Here is an 18,156-nt window from a genome sequence, read left to right as displayed (position 1 = left end):
GCACCCCGGCGTATCGCACCCGCATGTACAACGAGCCCCATTCGGAGGCATTCGTGCACGCGAAAGACGGCACCACCCGCACCGGCAGAACCAAGAGTCACAGACGACACCCCGGATTCCGCAGAGCGCTCGCCCTGTTCACGGGCGCGGTGCTCGCGGGAGCGTCACTGACACTGGCCGTTCCCCAGGCCGGCGCAGCCGTCGCCGACAAGGCGGCCGCCCCCGTGGGAGCAGCCGCCGCCGAGGACTTCCAGCAGGTCACCCTCGCCAAGGGCGAACCGGAGGTCGGCGAGCCCATGTCGCTCGCCGTCCTCCCCGACCGCTCGGTCCTGCACACCTCGCGCGACGGCGAACTCCGTATCACCGACGCCGCCGGAAACACCCGGCTCGCCGGCAAGCTCGACGTCTACTCCCATGACGAGGAGGGCCTCCAAGGCATCGGCGTCGACCCGGAGTTCAGCACCAACCGCTTCATCTACCTGTACTACGCACCCCCGTTGAACACCCCGGCGGGCGACGCTCCCGAGACGGGCACCGCGGCCGACTTCGCGCCCTTCGACGGCGTCAACCGGCTCTCCCGGTTCGTCCTCAACGCCGACGGCACCCTGAACAACGCCAGCGAGACGAAGATCCTCGACGTCCCGGCCTCGCGCGGCCTGTGCTGCCATGTCGGCGGCGACATCGACTTCGACGCGGCGGGCAACCTGTATCTGTCGACGGGCGACGACACCAACCCCTTCCAGTCCGACGGGTTCACACCCATCGACGAGCGCGCGAACCGCAACCCGGCCTTCGACGCCCAGCGTTCGTCCGCCAACACCAACGACCTGCGCGGCAAGATCCTGCGTATCAAGGTCGACGCGGACGGCTCCTACGCCGTCCCGGCCGGCAACCTCTTCGCGCCCGGCACGGACAGGACGCGCCCCGAGATCTACGCGATGGGCTTCCGCAACCCGTTCCGCTTCAGCGTCGACAAAGCGACCGGCATCATCTACATCGGCGAGTACGGTCCCGACGCGGGCGCGGCCGACCCGAACCGAGGCCCGGCAGGCCAGGTCGAGTTCGCCCGGGTCACCGGCCCCGGCAACTTCGGCTGGCCGTACTGCACCGGCGCCAACGACGCCTACGTCGACTACGACTTCGCGACCGGCACCTCGGGCGCCAAGTTCGACTGCGCCGCCCCCAAGAACACCTCGCCCAACAACACCGGCCTCACCGACCTTCCCCCGGCGCAGGCCGCCTGGATCCCGTACAACGGCGCGTCCGTACCGGAGTTCGGCGACGGCTCCGAGTCTCCGATGGGCGGCCCGGTCTACCACTACGACCCCTCGCTCGACTCCCCGGTCAAGTTCCCGGAGGCCTACGACGGCGACTTCTTCGCCGGTGAGTTCGGCCGCCGCTGGATCAAGCGGATCAGCAGCGACGCCGACGGGACCGTCCAGTCCATCGACGACATTCCGTGGACCGGCACCCAGGTGATGGACATGGCCTTCGGTCCGGACGGCGCGCTCTACGTCCTCGACTACGGCATCTCGTGGTTCGGCGGCGACGAGCACTCCGCCCTGTACCGCATCGAGAACGCCACCGACGGCCACTCCCCGGTCGCCCAGGCCGCCGCGGACGTCACCTCCGGTCAGGCCCCGCTGAAGGTGAAGTTCTCCTCGGCCGGCACCACCGACCAGGACGGCGACGCCCTCACGTACAGCTGGGACTTCGGCGACGGCGGTACGTCGACCTCGGCGAACCCCTCCCACAAGTACAAGAAGAACGGCACGTACACGGCGACGGTGACCGCCAAGGACACCACAGGCCGTACGGGCAGCGCGAGCGTCCAGGTCGTCGTCGGCAACACCGCGCCCAAGGTGGTCCTCCAACTCCCGCAGGACGGCCAGCTGTTCGAGTTCGGCGACGCCATCCCGTTCAAGGTGAAGGTCGCCGACCGCGAGGACGGCCGGAACATCGACTGCTCGAAGGTCGAGGTCACCTTCATCCTCGGGCACGACAGCCACGGCCACCCGCAGACCTCGGCCAACGGCTGCTCCGGCACCATCCAGACCAGCGCCGACGGCGGCCACGACCCCAACGCCAACATCTTCGGGGTCTTCGACGCCCAGTACACCGACCTCGGAGGCGGCGGCCAGGCACCCCTGACCACCCACGACCAGAACGTCGTCCAGCCCACCCACCGCCAGGCCGAGCACTTCAACAACTCCTCGGGTACGGCCGTGAGTTCACGCGAGTCGGCCAACGGCGCCAAGACCGTCGGCGACATCGACAACGGCGACTGGATCGCCTTCACGCCGTACGTCCTGAGCAACGCCAAGTCGCTCACGGCACGCGTCGCCTCGGCCGGCGCGGGCGGCAGGCTGGAGATCCGCGCGGGCTCACCGACCGGCAGGGTGCTGGGCCGGACGACCGTACCGGCGACCGGCGGCTGGGACACCTACCAGGACGTCACCGCCACCCTCTCCCACACCCCGCAGGGCACGACCACCTTCTACCTGGTCTTCAAGGGAGCGGCGAGCGGCGACCTGTACGAGGTCGACGACTTCCACTTCACCACTGGCTGAGGGGAGTGCGCCATGCGACCAACAGGCAGAACCGTCACCGCTGTTGTGGGCACGGCACTGCTCCTCGGATGCGTGTCGACCCCGGCCGCCTCCACGCCCGCACCGTCACGGCACGCCGACCGGGTGCTCGTCTTCTCCAAGACGGCGGCCTTCCGCCACGACTCGATCCCCGACGGCATCAAGGCGCTCAAGGAACTCGGCACGAGCGCCGGCTTCCGGGTCGACGCGACGGAGGACGCGACCGCGTTCAACCCGGCGAACCTCCGCCGGTACGCGGCCGTCGTCTTCCTCTCGACGACCGGAGACGTCCTGACGGACCGTCAACAACGTTCCTTCGAAAGCTACATTCACCACGGCGGCGGCTATGTGGGCATCCACGCGGCGGCCGACACGGAGTACGACTGGCAGTTCTACGGCGGCCTCGTCGGCGCCTACTTCCAGGGCCACCCGGCGATCCAGCCGGCCCGGACGGTGGTCGAGGATCGCGCCCACCCGGCCACCTCGGCCCTGGGCGCGGACTGGAACCGTACCGACGAGTGGTACAACTACCGCTCGAATCCCCGCAGTTCGGTGCATGTCCTGGCCTCCCTCGACGAGTCGTCGTACACCGGCGGCACGATGAACGGCGACCATCCGATCGCCTGGTGCCAGAACTACGCGGGCGGACGCTCCTTCTACACCGGCGTCGGCCACCTGCCGTCCGCGTACGCCGAACCCGCCCTCCGACAGCACCTGTTGGGCGGCCTGCGCTGGGCCACCGGCAAGGCCCAGGCGGACTGCCGCCCGGAGAACGGCTACCAGCCGCTCTTCGACGGCACCTCCCAGACGGGCTGGAGACAGGCGGGCCCGGGCACCTTCACCCTCTCCGACGACGGCACCCTGACCTCGTCGGGCGGGATGGGCATGCTCTGGTACGCCGACCGGAGCTTCGGCGCCTACTCGCTGAAGCTCGACTGGAAGGCCCAAGGCGACGACAACTCCGGGGTGTTCGTGGGCTTCCCGCCCTCCGACGACCCCTGGTCGGCCGTCTCCCAGGGATACGAGATCCAGATCGACGCCACAGACGCCCCCGACCGCACCACCGGGGCCGTGTACGGGTTCAAGTCCGCCGACGTGAAGAAGCGCGACCGTGCGCTGAATCCGCCGGGGGAGTGGAACACGTACGAGATCCGCGTGGAGGGCGAACGGCTCCGCGTCTGGCTCAACGGCGTGCGGATCAACGATTTCACCAATACCGATCCGGCCCGCAGCCTGCGGGACGGCCACATCGGCATCCAGAACCACGGAGCCGACGACCAGGTGTCCTTCCGTGACATCCGGATCAAGGAACTGCCCGTGCCGCCCGTGAAGGCGCCGGCGACCCCGGCCGCCACGGGCCACTGAGCGGCGGCGGGCGGGGGACGCCGGACCCCCGCCCGCCGCCTTCCACCCGGCCCGCCGCCGGGGCGCGTGAACGACAAGGAGGCTGCTGCCCATGTCCACGTCGTCGTCCCAACCTCGAACTCGTGTGGGGGTATGGCTGATCGGAGCCCGAGGCTCCGTGGCCACCACCGTCGTCGCGGGCTGCGCCGCCGTGACAGCGGGCCTGCACCGCCCCACGGGCATGGTCACCGAGACACCCCCGTTCACCGACTGCGGCCTCCCACCCCTGTCCGCCCTGGTCTTCGGCGGCCACGACACGGTGGACTGCCCACTCCCGAAACGCGCGGAGGCGCTGACGGCGGCAGGCGTCCTGCCGTACGGCCTCACGTCGGCGATCGCCGACGAACTGGCCGCAGCGGAACGGGAGATCAGACCCGGCGCGCCCACTCCGGATGAGATCGACCGAACGCCTGACGACCTGGTGGCCGCCTTCGCCGCAGACATCCAGGACTTCGTACGACGCCACGCCCTGGCCCGCGCGGTCGTGGTGAACGTGGCCTCCACGGAGCCCACTCCAACGGGCACCGCACTCCCGCCCAGTTCCCTCTACGCGGCAGCGGCCCTGCGCGCGGGCTGCCCGTACGTCAACTTCACCCCGTCGACAGGCCTGCACCACCCGGCACTGGCACGAGCGGCGGAGACGAGCGGTCTCCCCTACGCAGGCCGAGACGGCAAGACAGGCCAGACGCTCCTCAGGTCGGTCCTCGGCCCGATGTTCACGCAACGCGCTCTGGAGGTCCGCGCCTGGTCGGGCACCAACCTCCTCGGCGGCGGCGACGGGGCGTCCCTCGCCGACCCCTCAGCGGCGGCGGCGAAAAACGCCGGCAAGGAACGCGTACTGGCGGACACCCTCGGCACGACCCCCGAAGGCACGGTCCACATCGACGACGTCCCGTCCCTCGGCGACTGGAAAACCGCGTGGGACCACATCGCCTTCGACGGTTTCCTCGGCACCCGCATGGTCCTCCAGACCACCTGGCAGGGCTGCGACTCGGCCCTCGCGGCCCCCCTGATCCTGGACCTGGCCCGCCTCACCGCCCGCGCCCACGAGGCCGGCCTCTCCGGCCCCCTTCGCGAACTCGGCTTCTACTTCAAGGACCCGGTGGGCGACGGCCCGTCGGGGCTGGGGGAGCAGTACGCGGAGTTGGTGGGGTTCGCGGGGCGGTTGGGGGGTGGGGGAGGGGCGGGGGTGTCGCTGGAGCTGGCGGGGTCCATTGAACCGACAGGGCTTGCGGGGTCGGCCGGGTCCAGTGAACCGGCGGGGCCTTCGGATCCGGCGGGGGTTTCCGGATCGGCGGGGTTGTTGGGGTCGGCTGGGCTCACTGATCCGGCCGGGCTTTCGGATCCGGCGGGGCTTGCGGGACCGGCCGAGCTTTTGGAACCGGCAGGGTCTTCGGGATCGGCGGGGCTTTTGCGACCGGCGGGGCCTTCAGGGTCGGCTGAGTCGTCGGGATCGGCCGAGTCGTCGGGATCGGCCGAGTCGTCGGGATCGGCCGAGTCGTCGGAATCGGCGGGGCTTTCGGGGTCGGCCGGGTCCAGTGAACCGGCGGGGCCTTCGGATCCGGCGGGGGTTTCCGGATCGGCGGGGTTGTCGGGGTCGGCTGGGCTCACTGATCCGGCCGGGCTTTCGGATCCGGCGGGGCTTGCGGGACCGGCCGAGCTTTTGGAACCGGCAGGGTCTTCGGGATCGGCGGGGCTTTTGCGACCGACGGGGCCTTCAGCGTCGGCTGAGTCGACGGGATCGGCGGGGCTTTCGGGACCGGCCGAGCTTTCGGATCCCGCCGAGCTTTCGGGATCAGCCGGCCCTTCGGGTGTGAGGCCGGGTCAGGACGCGGGCGCCTGGGCGGAGGGCCCCCGGCCTGGAGGACCCCTGGGCACGCGACCGGCCGACGGGGACGGGGAACGCCGGTGAACACGCGACCCGGCGGGACCCCCCGAGACGGCGCCCGGGACCGGGGCAAGCACGCACGCGCCTGGTCCAACGCACCGTACGACGCCTCCGCCACCACCCCCCTCCGCCTCGGCTACGGAACCAACGGCCTGGCCGACCTCCGCCTCGACGACGCCCTCGGCCTGCTCGCCGACCTCGGCTATGACGGCGTCGGCCTGACCCTCGACCACATGCATCTCGACCCGCTCGCCCCCGACCTCCCGGCCCGCACCCGGCAGCTCGCCCGCCGCCTGGACACCCTCGGTCTGGGTGTCACCGTGGAGACCGGTGCCCGCTATGTACTCGACCCGCGCCGCAAGCACGGCCCCTCCCTCCTGGACCCCGATCCGGACGACCGCCGACGACGCGTCGACCTCCTGCTCCGGGCCGTGCGAGTCGCCGCGGACCTCGGCGCCCACGCCGTGCACTGCTTCAGCGGCATCACCCCCGCCGGCACTGACCAGGACACCGCCTGGCACCGACTGACCGACGCCCTCACCCCCGTCCTGGACGCGGCCACCGCAGCAGGCATCCCGCTCGCCGTCGAACCCGAACCCGGCCAACTCCTCGCCACCATCGCCGACTTCCACCACCTCCGCCACGCACTCGACGACCCGGACGCCCTCGGCCTCACCCTCGACATCGGCCACTGCCAGTGCCTCGAACCGCTCCCTCCCGCCGACTGCGTCCGAGCCGCCGCACCCTGGCTGCGCCACGTCCAGATCGAGGACATGCGCCGCGGAATCCACGAACACCTCCCCTTCGGCGACGGAGAGATCGACTTCCCGCCCGTACTGGCCGCCCTGTCCGCCATCGGCTACCAGGGCCTGACCGTCGTGGAACTCCCCCGCCACTCCCACGCGGGCCCCCACTACGCCGAACACTCCCTCAACTTCCTCCGCCGAACGGCGCCCTCCGCCCCGACGGCCCCAGCTCCAACGGCCGTCGCCGAAGGGAGCACCCCATGACCCAGCCCCGCACCGGCCCTGGCACCTCCCTCACCCCCCTGGACGACCTCCGCACCCACCTCACCGCCCACCTCACCGAACCCGCCCGCGCCTGGCTCGCCCGCGCCCTGGACGAGGCAGCCGCCCGCTCCGGGTCCCACGGGCCCATCTCCGCCTGGGAGTTGCGTCTCGCCGAAGCCGGTCGCCGCTGCGGCACCGACCACGCCGACGCCGTACGGGTCCTGATCCTGCACGCCGCCCAAGCCGACCCGGACGCCCTCACCCGCGTCTACCGGCAGGGCACCGCCGCCGAGCGCCGAGCCGTCCTGCACGCCCTGCCCCACCTGGTCCCCGGCCCCGACGCCCTCCCCCTCGTCGAGGACGCCCTGCGTACCAACGACACCCGCCTCGTCGCCGCAGCCGTCGGCCCGTACGCCGCCCGGCACCTGGACGCCCACAACTGGCGCCACGCCGTACTGAAGTGCCTGTTCACCGGAGTGCCCGTCGACGCCGTGGCCGACCTCCACCATCGGGCCCGTGCCGACACCGAACTCGCCCGCATGCTCGACGACTACGCCGCCGAACGCACCGCCGCCGGCCGCCCCGTCCCCGAGGACCTGCACCGAGTCCTGGCCCTGACGGCGTCCGAAGCCAAGGAGTCCTGATGCGCATCTTCGACCCCCACATCCACATGACGTCACGGACCACCGACGACTACCAGGCCATGCACACCGCAGGTGTCCGCGCCGTCGTCGAACCCTCCTTCTGGCTGGGCCAGCCCCGCACCTCACCCGCCTCCTTCCTCGACTACTTCGACTCCCTCCTGGGCTGGGAACCCTTCCGCGCCGCCCAGTACGGCATCGCCCACCACTGCACGATCGCCCTCAACCCCAAGGAGGCCAACGACCCCCGCTGCCTCCCCGTCCTCGACGAACTGCCCCGCTATCTCGTCAAGGACCGCGTCGTCGCCGTCGGTGAGATCGGCTACGACTCGATGACCCCCGCCGAGGACACCGCCCTCGCCGCCCAGCTCCAGCTCGCCGCCGACCACGAACTGCCCGCGCTCGTCCACACCCCGCACCGCGACAAGCTCGCAGGACTGCGCCGCACCCTCGACGCCGTACGGGAGTCCGCGCTGCCCCCGGAGCACGTCCTGCTCGACCATCTCAACGAGACCACCGTGAAGGAGGCCAAGGACGCCGGCTGCTGGCTCGGCTTCTCGGTCTATCCGGAGACCAAGATGGACGAGGACCGGATGGTCGCGATCCTCCGCGCCTACGGCCCCGAGCAGGTGCTGGTCAACTCCGCGGCCGACTGGGGCAGAAGCGACCCTCTCAAGACCCGCAAGGTCGGCGACCTGATGCTCGCGGAGGGCTTCACCGAGGACGACGTCGACCGCGTCCTGTGGCGCAACCCGGTCGCCTTCTACGGGCTCAGCGGCCGGCTCGACCTCGAAGTCGACGCCACCGACGCCACCCACGAGGGCAACTCCATCCTGCGCGGCGGGGAGTGACCGATGCGCTTCCGCCACCCCGACGGCTCCACCGTCCACCTCGCCTACTGCACCAACGTCCACCCCGCCGAAACCCTCGACGGCGTCCTCGCCCAACTCCGCGACCACTGCGAACCCGTACGCAGACGCCTCGGCCGCGACCGCCTCGGCATCGGACTGTGGCTGGCCAAGGACGCCGCCCACGCCCTGGTCACCGACCCCTCCGCCCTGCGCGGCCTGCGCACCGAACTCGACCGGCGCGGCCTCGAGGTCGTCACCCTCAACGGCTTCCCGTACGAGGGCTTCGGCGCCGAGGAGGTCAAGTACCGCGTCTACAAGCCGGACTGGGCCGACCCCGAACGGCTCGCCCACACCACCGACCTGGCCCGGGTCCTCGCCGGTCTCCTCCCCGACGACGTCACCGAGGGCAGCATCTCCACCCTGCCGCTCGCCTGGCGCACCGCATACGACGGCGAGCGCGCGGCCACGGCCATGACCGCCCTGGGCACCCTCGCGGAACGCCTCGACGCCCTCGCCGAACTCACCGGCCGCTCCATCCGCGTCGGACTGGAACCAGAACCCGGCTGCACCGTCGAGACCACCGCCGACGCCATCGCCCCGCTCACCGCGATCGGCCACGACCGCATCGGCATCTGCGTCGACACCTGCCACCTCGCCACCTCCTTCGAGGATCCGCACACCGCCCTGGACGCGCTCACCGAAGCCCGCGTCCCCGTCGTCAAGTCCCAGCTCTCAGCCGCCCTGCACGCCGAACACCCCCACCTCCCCGAAGTCCGCGAGGCACTCGCAGCCTTCGACGAACCCCGCTTCCTGCACCAGACCCGCACGGCCACCGCCGCCGGCCTGCGCGGCACGGACGACCTGGGCGAGGCCCTCAAGGGCGACACCCTGCCCGACGCCTCCCCGTGGCGCGCCCACTTCCACGTCCCGCTCCACGCGGCCCCCGCCGCACCCCTCACCTCCACACTCCCCGTACTCAAGTCCGCCCTGACCCGGCTCGTCGGCGGCCCGCACCCCCTCACCCGCCATCTGGAGGTCGAGACGTACACCTGGCAGGCCCTCCCGCCCGAACTACGCCCCCGAGCCCGCGCCCAACTCACCGAAGGCATAGCCGCCGAACTCACCCTCGCCCGCGACCTCTTGACCGACCTCGGCCTGAAGGAGCTGCCATGAGCCCCGGCCCCGCAGGCGAAGACCCCGCACCCACTGACCCCACCCCCCTCCTCGTCCTGGACGTCGTGGGCCTCACCCCCCGTCTCCTCGACCACATGCCCCGGCTCAAGGCCCTCGGCCAGTCCGGCTCCCGTGCCCCGCTGGGCACCGTCCTGCCCGCCGTCACCTGCGCAGCCCAGTCCACCTTCCTCACCGGCACCCTCCCCGCCGAGCACGGAATCGTCGGCAACGGCTGGTACTTCCGCGACCTCGGCGACGTACTCCTGTGGCGGCAGCACAACGGACTCGTCGCCGGCGACAAGCTGTGGGACGCCGCCCGCCGCGCGCACCCCGGCTACAAGGTCGCCAACATCTGCTGGTGGTACGCCATGGGCGCCGACACCGACATCACCGTCACCCCCCGTCCGATCTACTACTCCGACGGCCGCAAGGAACCCGACTGCTACACCCGGCCCCCGGCCCTGCACGACGAACTCACCGCCCGCTTCGGCACGTTCCCCCTGTTCCACTTCTGGGGCCCCGGCGCCGACCTCACCTCCAGCCGCTGGATCATCGACGCGACCCGGCACATCCTGCGCACCCGTCGGCCCGACCTGGCCCTGTGCTACCTCCCCCATCTCGACTACGACCTTCAGCGCTTCGGCCCCGACGACCCGCGCTCCCTGAAGGCCGCCGCCGACCTGGACGCGGCCATGGCCCCGCTCCTGGACGACGCCCGGGCCGAAGGCCGGACCGTCGTCGCGCTCTCCGAGTACGGCATCACCCGTGTCGGCCGGCCCGTCGACATCAACCGGGCGCTGCGCCGCGCGGGACTGCTCGAAGTGCACACCCAGGACGGTATGGAGTACCTCGATCCGATGGCGTCACGCGCCTTCGCCGTCGCCGACCACCAGATCGCCCACATCTATGTGCGGCGAACGGAGGATCTGGAGAACGTCAAAGGAGCGCTCGCCGAGCTGCCCGGGATCGAGCAACTCCTCGACGACGAGGGCAAGAAGACCCACCATCTCGACCATCCGCGCGCCGGCGAACTCGTCGCAGTGGCGGAGCCGGACGCCTGGTTCACGTACTACTACTGGCTCGACGACGCACACGCGCCCGACTTCGCACAGCTCGTCGAGATCCACCGCAAACCCGGATACGACCCGGTCGAACTCTTCATGGATCCGCGCGACCCCTACGTCAAGGTCAAGGCGGCGACCGCACTGGCCCGCAAGAAACTCGGCCTGCGCTACCGCATGGCGGTCGTGCCCCTGGATCCCTCACCTATTCGCGGCAGCCACGGCCGCCTTCCGGCGAGCGACGACGACGGTCCGCTCCTCATCTGCTCCACCCCCCGTGCCGTCGACGGCCGTATCGCGGCCACCGACGTGAAGTCACTCCTGCTCCAACTGGCCGGTCTCTCCTGACTGGTCACAAGTGAAGCACTCACCACTGACAACGCCCTCCGATCCCGAGGAGTTCCAGCAATGAGCCGCATCCAGCACACCGACCCCGAACTCGCCCACCGCCTCAGCAGACGGAACATGCTCGGCGTGGCCGCCGGGGCCACCGCAGCCGCGCTGCTCGGCGCTGCCGCGGCCCCCGCCGGCGCCGCCACCCAGACCGCGTCCGGCGGCGCGGGCCGGGGCCGTCCCGTCCTGCCGCCCGGCCGGCTCGGCATCCAGCTCTACAGCCTGCGCGACAAGGTCTCCACGCTGGGCTTCGCACCCGTCTTCGCCGAACTGAAGAAGTACGGCTACGACGAGGTCGAGTTCGCCGGATACACCCAGGGCTCGGCGGGCCCCATCACCCTCGCCCAGCTCAAGCGACTGGCCAGCAACAACGGCCTCAACCCGATCGGCAGCCACGTCGGCTACTACTCCAGCGACCCGAACGCCTACACCTTCGCCCAGAACCTGAACAAGGTCCTCGACGACGCCCAGGCCCTCGGCCTCAAGCACATCGGCACCGCCTCAGGCCCGTTCCGCTACGGCTCCACCGTCGACGCCTGGAAGCGGGCGGCGGAGGAGTTCAACACGTACGGCGCGGCGGCCCGGGCGCGCGGCATGAAGTTCTACCAGCACAACCACTCCGAGGAGTTCTCCTTCGCCACCGACAACCCCAAGGTCCGCCTCTACGACGTACTCCTCGCCGAGACCGACCCCAAGCTCGTGTACCTGGAGATGGACATCTTCTGGGCCTACTCCGGCCAGTTCCGTTTCTCCAAGCGTCCCGACGGCACACCCGCGCCGTTCGAGCCGCTGAACTACGTACTCAGGCAGCCCCACCGCTACCCGCTCTTCCATGTGAAGGACGGTGTCAGCGACCCGGGCAACCAGTACGGCTACCGCATGACCGATGTCGGTGACGGCGACATCGACTACCAGCGGTTCATCTCCGCCGTGACCCGGCTCCGCGGTGAGCGGCTGGCCCACCACTGGCAGGCCGAGCACGACAACCCGACCGAGTCCTTCACCTTCGCGCGTCGCTCCAGCGAGCACCTGCACTCGCTGCGCGAGAAGTGCTGACGGACGGCACCGTGTGCGCATGAGGAGGCCCTCCCGGGGTCGGCGGATTCCGGGAGGGCCTCCTCACGCGCGCGTGCCGTTCATCCCGCGGGCTGCGGCTCCGCGGTCCGAGCGGCCGTGGTGTGCCCCGGCTGCCGCAGCAGTAGGGCGATCGCCGCCGCCACCATGGAGACGGCGCCGGCCAGGGCGTATGCCCCGATGTACCCCCAGGCGGCGACCACCATGGAGCCGAGGCCGCCCCCGAACAGGCCGCTGATCAGCTTTCCGCCGCACACCTGCCCGTAGTCGGAGGCGTTGTAGTTCTCCCCGAAGTAGTCCGGGGTGAGTGCCGTGAACAGCGGGTAGAACTATGTTGTCGGACAGGGCGACTTCAACGGTGGTGCTGCGGCCTTCCGGGCCGGCTGCCCTTCACCTCCTCCCTGAAGGACGGAGCACTGGACAAGTGTTCGGTAGTGAACGGCGGCGATCCGTACGCGAACCCACCGTTGACGAACCCGGTCCTTGCTCCCCGGCGCTCGGGGAACCACTTGCCGACCATGTTGATGCAGGTCGCGTAGACCAGCCCGGCGCCGATGCCTCCGACGACGCCGAAGCCCAGGATCGCCAGCCAGACGTTGCTCAGGTGCGACAGGGCGAGAACGAGGGCGCACAGCCCCGAGCCGATGTACATGGCTCTACGGGCCGTGAGGACGCCCTTCTCCCGTAGCCAGCCCGCGGGGAAGGCGATGCCGGCCTGGAAGAAGACCCAGACGCTGAGGATCCAGAAGGTGTTGCTCTGCGTCCAGCCGTGCGCGTGGGACAGGGTGTCCTCCGCCGAGCCGTACGCGTATTCGAAGACACTGATGGCCATCATGGCGATCCATGGCAGATACACCATGAGCTTGCGGGAGTGACCGAGGATGTCCCGGTCGGTCTCGCCGATCCGGTAGACGCGGCCTCGGGAGTCGGTGACTTCTCGGCAGGGACGGTGTGCGGCTTGTGAGTCGGACGACGAAGTGTTCGTCGCGAGGGGATCTGCCGTCATCTCAGGGTGGATCCTTTGCGTCGGGTCAGTTCCTTGCCGGTGGGTCAGGCCATTTCCTCGCCGAGCGGTTGGGGATTGGGGGAGACCCGGCGGGCGGCCGTCGGCTTGCCCGGTGCCTTCAGGAACACGGCGAGCACCGCGGAGGCCAGACCGATGCAGCCGGCCAGGACGAACGCGCCCTCGTAGTCCCAGTTGTCGACGACGACCGCGCCCACTCCGGAGCCGACGAGGCCGGAGATGAGCTTCGAGCTGTAGACCATTCCGTAGTTGGAGGCGTTGTTGTTCTCACCGAAGTAGTCCGCGGTCATGGCCGCGAACAGCGGGAAGATCGCCCCGCCGCCGAAGCCGGAGACCATCGAGCAGAACAGGAAGAACGGCATGCTGCCCATCTGGCCGGAGACCAGGACACCGAACTGGGCCGTGCCCAGCACCAGACACACGATGATCAGCGTGTTGCGCCGCCCGTAACGGTCGGATATCCAGCCGATCACACCGCGACCGGTGCCGTTGACGATGGCCTTCAGGGACATCGCCGTGGCCACGATCCCGCCCGCGAAGCCCATGTCCTTGCCGAACGGCACCTGGAAGGCGATGCCGAAGATGTTGATGCCCGCCGTGCAGAGCAGGCAGAACCACATCATCCACAGAACCGGCTGACGCGAGGCTTCCCTCGGGGTGTACTGCTTGACCGCCGGCGGGTTCTTCTCCAGCGCCCGGCGGATCTTCGGGTCGTCCGTGGCCTTGAGCGGGTCGACGTGCGCGGGCCACCAGTTCTTCGGCGGGTCCTTGAAGAACCAGCCGGCCGACGCCACGACCAGGCACAGTCCGACGCCTACGCAGGCGAGCACGGTCTGGTAGTTGCTGATGTCCATGTACGAGGTGAACAGGAACACGAAGGGCACCGAGCCGTAGGCGAACCCGCCGTTGACGAAGCCCGTCTTGCCGCCCTTGCGCTCCGGATACCACTTGCCGACCATGTTCACGCAGGTCGCGTAGACCAGACCGGCACCGATACCGCTGCACATGCCGAAGCCGAAGTACGCCACGAGCACGTTCGGCGCGTACGCCAGTGAGAGATAGCCGAGCATGGTGCCGACCGCGCCGATCATCATCGCCGTACGCGCGGGCAGCTTGCCGCTCTCCCGCAACTGACCGGCGGGGAAGGCCACGGCCGCCTGGAAGAACACCCAGACGCCCATCAGCCAGAAGATGTGTCCGCTGTCCCACAGGTGGGCCTCGTGGAGGGTGTCCTCCGCGGACGTGAACGCGTACTCGGCGGAGCTGATGCCCATCATGCCGATCCACGGCAGGATGACCATCCACTTGCGCCCACGGCCCATGATGTCGACATCGGATTCTCCGATGCGGTACTTGCGGCCGTTGGGATCCGTCACCTCCCGGTACGGGACGGACGTCGAGTAGTCGATGGTTGTCATCTTGGTCAAGACTCCTTGCGTCGAAAGATCTGGCCAGCGCCCCCTGTCCAAATGCCTTTCGTGCGCGCATGGGTCCCGGGGCTGCCGACGCGCACCGTCGGCCGCTCCCTGTGCTCGGTTACGTCATGAACCGCCCCCCAACAGCCGGACGGCTCCGCACCTTCACCTTCGCGGTGCGCTCCAGGGCCCCCACGTCAGATCACCCCGCTCGACCTGAGCAGACGCAATTCCTCGTCGCCCAGGCCGAGTTCGCCGATGAGGATTTCTTCGGTGTGCTGCCCGAGGAGGGGCGGGGAGGTGACGTGGGTGGGGGAGTCGGAGAGTTTGAGGGGGTTGCCGACGGTGGTGAACTCACCCCGCTCGGGATGCCCGACCGTCACGATCATGTCGTTCGCGGCGAGCGAGGCGTCCTCGATGATCTCCTTCGTGGACAGGATCGGCCCGCACGGAATGCTGTATGCGTTCAGCCGCTCCAACACCACCCACTTCGGCAGCGTCGACGTCCACTCCTCGATCAGCTGGAACATCTTCGCCAGCTTCGGCAACCGCGCCTCCGGGGTGGCCCACTCGGGGTCCTCGGCGAGTTCGGGCCTGCCGATCAACCCGGCGAGGGGTTTCCAGCCGGGCGGCTGCACGATCACGTACACGTAGTCGTTCGGCCCGCCCGGCGCGCACCGCACAGCCCACCCGGGCTGACCGCCCCCCGACGCGTTCCCCGAACGCGGCACCTCGTTGCCGAAGTCCTCATTCGGATACTCCGCCAACGGCCCGCGGGCGAGGCGCTGCTGGTCGCGGAGCTTGACCCGGCACAGATTGAGCACCGCGTGCTGCATCGCCACATTCACCCGCTGCCCCCGCCCGGTCGACTCCCGCTGGAACAGGGCGGCCAGAATCCCCGCCACCGCGTGGATACCGGTCCCGGAATCCCCGATCTGCGCCCCCGTCGCCAACGGCGGACCATCCGGAAACCCGGTCGTCGCCATCGAGCCGCCCATCGCCTGCGCGACCACCTCATAGGCTTTGAAGCCGGTGTAGGGGCCCTCCCCGAAGCCTTTGATCGACGCGTACACGATCCGCGGGTTGATCTCCCTGATCCGGTCCCAGGTGAAGCCCATCCGGTCCACCGCACCCGGACCGAAGTTCTCCACCATCACATCCGCACCCCGGATCAGCTCGGTCAGGATCTCCCTGCCCCGCCCCGTCTTCACGTTCAACGTGACACTGCGCTTGTTGCAGTTCAGCATCGTGAAATACAACGAGTCCGCACCCGGCACATCCCGCAACTGACCCCGCGTCACATCCCCGCCCGGAGCCTCCACCTTCACCACATCCGCACCCAGCCACCCCAGCAACTGCGTCGCCGACGGACCCGACTGCACATGCGTCAAATCCAACACACGCACACCCTCAAGAGCCTTCATTGCCATCAGGGTCACCTCGCTTGGCACATTGCATACAGTCGACGAATACTGTATGAAGATTGTTATCCCGCATCCGATGGGTGATGTCCAGGGGGCGTGCAGCACTTTTAAGACGGGAGCCGAATCATGGACCTGTACGAGCATCAAGCCCGCGGACTCTTCGAAGAACACGGCATCCTCGTACCGAGGGCGGAGGTCACCGACTCGCCTGAGGGAGCAAGGGAGTTGGCCCGTCGGCTCGGCGGTCGCGTCGTCGTCAAGGCTCAGGTGAGGACCGGGGGCCGGGGCAAGGCGGGCGGTGTGCGGCTCGCCGCCGATCCGGCCGCCGCGGAACTCACGGCACGTCAGATCCTCGGAACGGACATCAAGGGCCACACGGTCGGCAAGGTCATGCTGGCCCAACCCGCGGACATCGAGAGCGAGTTCTACATCTCCTACGTCCTCGACCGCACGGCGGGCCGCTTCCTCGCGATCGCCTCCGCCGCGGGCGGCACGGAGATCGAGGAGGTCGCCGCCGCTCGGCCCGAGGCGGTGGTCCGTACGCACATCGACCCTGCCGGGGGCGTGACCTTCGCGAAGGCGCAGGAGATCGCCGAGGCCGCCGGGCTGCCACCGCAGGCCGCCGATGTCCTCGTACGGCTGTGGCAGGTGCTCGTGCGCGAGGACGCCGTCCTCGTCGAGGTCAACCCGCTTGTCCGCACCCGGCAAGGGCAGCTTCTCGCCCTCGACGGCAAGGTCACTCTTGATGACAACGCCCGCTTCCGGCAGGCGCGTTGGGGTGCGGAGGAGGTGGAGCACGAAGGCACGCCGGAGGCGGCGGCCGCCGCCAAGGGTCTCAACTACGTGAAGCTCGACGGCGAGGTCGGCATCATCGGCAACGGCGCCGGCCTGGTCATGTCGACCCTTGACGTGGTCGCCGGTTGCGGTGCCCGCCCCGCCAACTTCCTCGACATCGGCGGCGGGGCATCCGCCCGCATCATGGCCGACGGGCTGTCCGTCATCCTCTCCGACCCGGACGTGAGGTCGGTGTTCGTCAACGTCTTCGGCGGGATCACGGCGTGCGACGCGGTCGCCGACGGCATCGTACGAGCCCTGGACGCCGTCCTGTTGACCAAGCCGCTCGTCGTGCGCCTCGACGGCAACAACGCGGCGCGCGGGCGGGCCGTCCTCGACGAGTACGCCCACCCGCTGGTCCAGCAGGCCACCACCATGGACGGCGCCGCCCGCCGAGCCGCCCAACTCGCCAACGCGGCCTGAGGAGACGGAACATGGCGATCTACCTCACCAAGGAGAGCAGGGTCCTAGTCCAGGGCATGACCGGCGGCGAGGGCATGAAGCACACCCGGCGCATGCTCGCGGCAGGCACGAACGTCGTCGGCGGCGTCAACCCGCGCAAGGCGGGCCGTAGCGTGGACTTCGACGACCGAGCCGTGCCCGTGTTCGGGTCGGTCGTCGACGGTATACGGGCGACCGGAGCCGACGTCACCGTCGTCTTCGTACCGCCTGCCTTCGCCAAGGCGGCCGTCGTCGAAGCGGGCGACGCCGGCATCGGACTCGCCGTCGTCATCACCGAGGGCATCCCCGTCCACGACACCGTCGCCTTCACCACGTACGCGAAGGAGGCGGGCACCCGGATCGTCGGCCCCAACTGCCCGGGGCTGATCACGCCCGGCCAGTCGAACGCGGGCATCATCCCCGCCGACATCACGAAGCCGGGCCGTATCGGCCTGGTGTCCAAGTCAGGCACGCTCACCTACCAACTCATGTACGAGCTGCGGGACATCGGCTTCTCCACCTGTGTCGGCATCGGCGGCGACCCAGTCGTCGGCACCACCCACATCGACTGCCTGGCCGCCTTCCAGGACGACCCCGACACCGAACTCGTCGTCCTCATAGGGGAGATCGGCGGCGACGCGGAGGAACGCGCCGCTGAGTACATAAAGCGATACATCACCAAGCCCGTCGTCGGCTACATCGCCGGCTTCACCGCGCCCGAAGGCCGAACCATGGGACATGCGGGCGCCATCGTGTCCGGCTCGGCGGGCACGGCACAGGCCAAGAAGGCGGCGCTGGAGGCGGTCGGCGTCCAGGTGGGAACCACCCCGACCGAGACGGCCCGCCTTGCGCTCGCCCTGTTGGAAGCCGACCGCGACGCCACCCATGGCTGACAGGCGCTGACCGCCGGACCCCACGGCGCCACCGCGCCCCAC

Annotated in this window: 14 protein-coding genes and 1 pseudogene; 11 read left to right on the top strand and 4 right to left on the bottom strand. The window is 69.8% G+C overall.

What is annotated here, in order from left to right; translation table 11 throughout:
* Window positions 1-53: 53 nt before the first annotated feature.
* From OG787_RS06980 to OG787_RS06940, 9 genes and pseudogenes are all read left to right on the top strand, one after another.
* Complete coding sequence (locus tag OG787_RS06980; RefSeq protein WP_369031239.1) at window positions 54-2,570, top strand: PQQ-dependent sugar dehydrogenase; 2,517 nt, start codon at window positions 54-56, stop codon at window positions 2,568-2,570.
* Window positions 2,571-2,582: 12 nt separating this feature from the next.
* Window positions 2,583-3,953 (top strand): ThuA domain-containing protein, encoded by a 1,371-nt coding sequence (locus OG787_RS06975; RefSeq protein WP_405534588.1) that lies wholly within the window; start codon window positions 2,583-2,585, stop codon window positions 3,951-3,953.
* 91 nt (window positions 3,954-4,044) lie between these two features.
* A pseudogene (locus OG787_RS06970) lies at window positions 4,045-5,172 on the top strand (inositol-3-phosphate synthase); the annotation flags it as partial.
* Window positions 5,173-6,032: 860 nt separating this feature from the next.
* Window positions 6,033-6,890 carry a sugar phosphate isomerase/epimerase family protein gene (locus OG787_RS06965; RefSeq protein ID WP_405540436.1) on the top strand — a complete coding sequence of 286 codons (858 nt, stop codon included), beginning with the start codon at window positions 6,033-6,035 and terminating at the stop codon, window positions 6,888-6,890.
* Window positions 6,887-7,534: an EboA domain-containing protein gene (locus OG787_RS06960; RefSeq protein ID WP_405534587.1), complete on the top strand. Its 648-nt coding sequence runs from the start codon at window positions 6,887-6,889 to the stop codon at window positions 7,532-7,534. Before OG787_RS06965 ends, OG787_RS06960 begins: the two co-directional genes overlap by 4 nt.
* Complete coding sequence (locus OG787_RS06955; RefSeq protein WP_369031235.1) at window positions 7,534-8,382, top strand: TatD family hydrolase; 849 nt, start codon at window positions 7,534-7,536, stop codon at window positions 8,380-8,382. Before OG787_RS06960 ends, OG787_RS06955 begins: the two co-directional genes overlap by 1 nt.
* Before the next feature lie 3 nt (window positions 8,383-8,385).
* Entirely contained in the window at window positions 8,386-9,555 is a 1,170-nt protein-coding gene (eboE, locus tag OG787_RS06950) for a metabolite traffic protein EboE (protein WP_405534586.1), read from the top strand.
* Window positions 9,552-10,964 (top strand): nucleotide pyrophosphatase/phosphodiesterase family protein, encoded by a 1,413-nt coding sequence (locus OG787_RS06945; RefSeq protein ID WP_405534585.1) that lies wholly within the window; start codon window positions 9,552-9,554, stop codon window positions 10,962-10,964. Before eboE ends, OG787_RS06945 begins: the two co-directional genes overlap by 4 nt.
* Before the next feature lie 60 nt (window positions 10,965-11,024).
* Entirely contained in the window at window positions 11,025-12,065 is a 1,041-nt protein-coding gene (locus tag OG787_RS06940; RefSeq protein WP_369031232.1) for a sugar phosphate isomerase/epimerase family protein, read from the top strand.
* An 80-nt stretch (window positions 12,066-12,145) separates the two neighbouring features.
* On the opposite strand, the gene OG787_RS06935 is transcribed toward OG787_RS06940, so the two are convergent.
* From OG787_RS06935 to frc, 4 genes are all read right to left on the bottom strand, one after another.
* Window positions 12,146-12,340 carry a hypothetical protein gene (locus OG787_RS06935; RefSeq protein ID WP_405534584.1) on the bottom strand — a complete coding sequence of 65 codons (195 nt, stop codon included), beginning with the start codon at window positions 12,338-12,340 and terminating at the stop codon, window positions 12,146-12,148.
* Between the two features lie 95 nt (window positions 12,341-12,435).
* Entirely contained in the window at window positions 12,436-13,089 is a 654-nt protein-coding gene (locus tag OG787_RS06930; RefSeq protein ID WP_405534583.1) for an MFS transporter, read from the bottom strand.
* A gap of 44 nt (window positions 13,090-13,133) precedes the next feature.
* On the bottom strand, window positions 13,134-14,525 hold the full coding sequence (locus OG787_RS06925) for an OFA family MFS transporter (RefSeq protein WP_369031374.1): 1,392 nt from the start codon (window positions 14,523-14,525) through the stop codon (window positions 13,134-13,136).
* Window positions 14,526-14,719: 194 nt separating this feature from the next.
* The gene (gene frc / locus OG787_RS06920) at window positions 14,720-15,952 is read right to left on the bottom strand and encodes a formyl-CoA transferase (protein WP_405540435.1); all 1,233 of its coding nucleotides are present in this window, start codon (window positions 15,950-15,952) and stop codon (window positions 14,720-14,722) included.
* Between the two features lie 120 nt (window positions 15,953-16,072).
* On the opposite strand from frc, the gene sucC reads away from it, so the two are divergent.
* A complete protein-coding gene (gene sucC / locus OG787_RS06915; protein WP_405534582.1) occupies window positions 16,073-17,203 on the top strand; it encodes an ADP-forming succinate--CoA ligase subunit beta in 1,131 nt (376 codons plus the stop codon).
* An 11-nt stretch (window positions 17,204-17,214) separates the two neighbouring features.
* Entirely contained in the window at window positions 17,215-18,114 is a 900-nt protein-coding gene (gene sucD, locus OG787_RS06910; RefSeq protein WP_405534581.1) for a succinate--CoA ligase subunit alpha, read from the top strand.
* Window positions 18,115-18,156 lie beyond the last annotated feature (42 nt).

Source organism: Streptomyces sp. NBC_00075 (assembly GCF_045041225.1).
GTDB lineage: Bacteria > Actinomycetota > Actinomycetes > Streptomycetales > Streptomycetaceae > Streptomyces > Streptomyces adonidis.
This window is presented reverse-complemented; position numbering and strand designations above follow the sequence as displayed.

What these genes read in the sequence shown, in the direction of transcription:
- frc (WP_405540435.1), bottom strand. Translation starts at nt 15,952, where the DNA reads ATGGCAATGAAGGCTCTTGAGGGTGTGCGTGTGTTGGATTTGACGCAT.
- OG787_RS06940 (WP_369031232.1), top strand. Translation starts at nt 11,025, where the DNA reads ATGAGCCGCATCCAGCACACCGACCCCGAACTCGCCCACCGCCTCAGC.
- sucD (WP_405534581.1), top strand. Translation starts at nt 17,215, where the DNA reads ATGGCGATCTACCTCACCAAGGAGAGCAGGGTCCTAGTCCAGGGCATG.
- OG787_RS06960 (WP_405534587.1), top strand. Translation starts at nt 6,887, where the DNA reads ATGACCCAGCCCCGCACCGGCCCTGGCACCTCCCTCACCCCCCTGGAC.
- OG787_RS06930 (WP_405534583.1), bottom strand. Translation starts at nt 13,089, where the DNA reads ATGACGGCAGATCCCCTCGCGACGAACACTTCGTCGTCCGACTCACAA.
- OG787_RS06955 (WP_369031235.1), top strand. Translation starts at nt 7,534, where the DNA reads ATGCGCATCTTCGACCCCCACATCCACATGACGTCACGGACCACCGAC.
- sucC (WP_405534582.1), top strand. Translation starts at nt 16,073, where the DNA reads ATGGACCTGTACGAGCATCAAGCCCGCGGACTCTTCGAAGAACACGGC.
- eboE (WP_405534586.1), top strand. Translation starts at nt 8,386, where the DNA reads ATGCGCTTCCGCCACCCCGACGGCTCCACCGTCCACCTCGCCTACTGC.
- OG787_RS06925 (WP_369031374.1), bottom strand. Translation starts at nt 14,525, where the DNA reads ATGACAACCATCGACTACTCGACGTCCGTCCCGTACCGGGAGGTGACG.
- OG787_RS06975 (WP_405534588.1), top strand. Translation starts at nt 2,583, where the DNA reads ATGCGACCAACAGGCAGAACCGTCACCGCTGTTGTGGGCACGGCACTG.
- OG787_RS06945 (WP_405534585.1), top strand. Translation starts at nt 9,552, where the DNA reads ATGAGCCCCGGCCCCGCAGGCGAAGACCCCGCACCCACTGACCCCACC.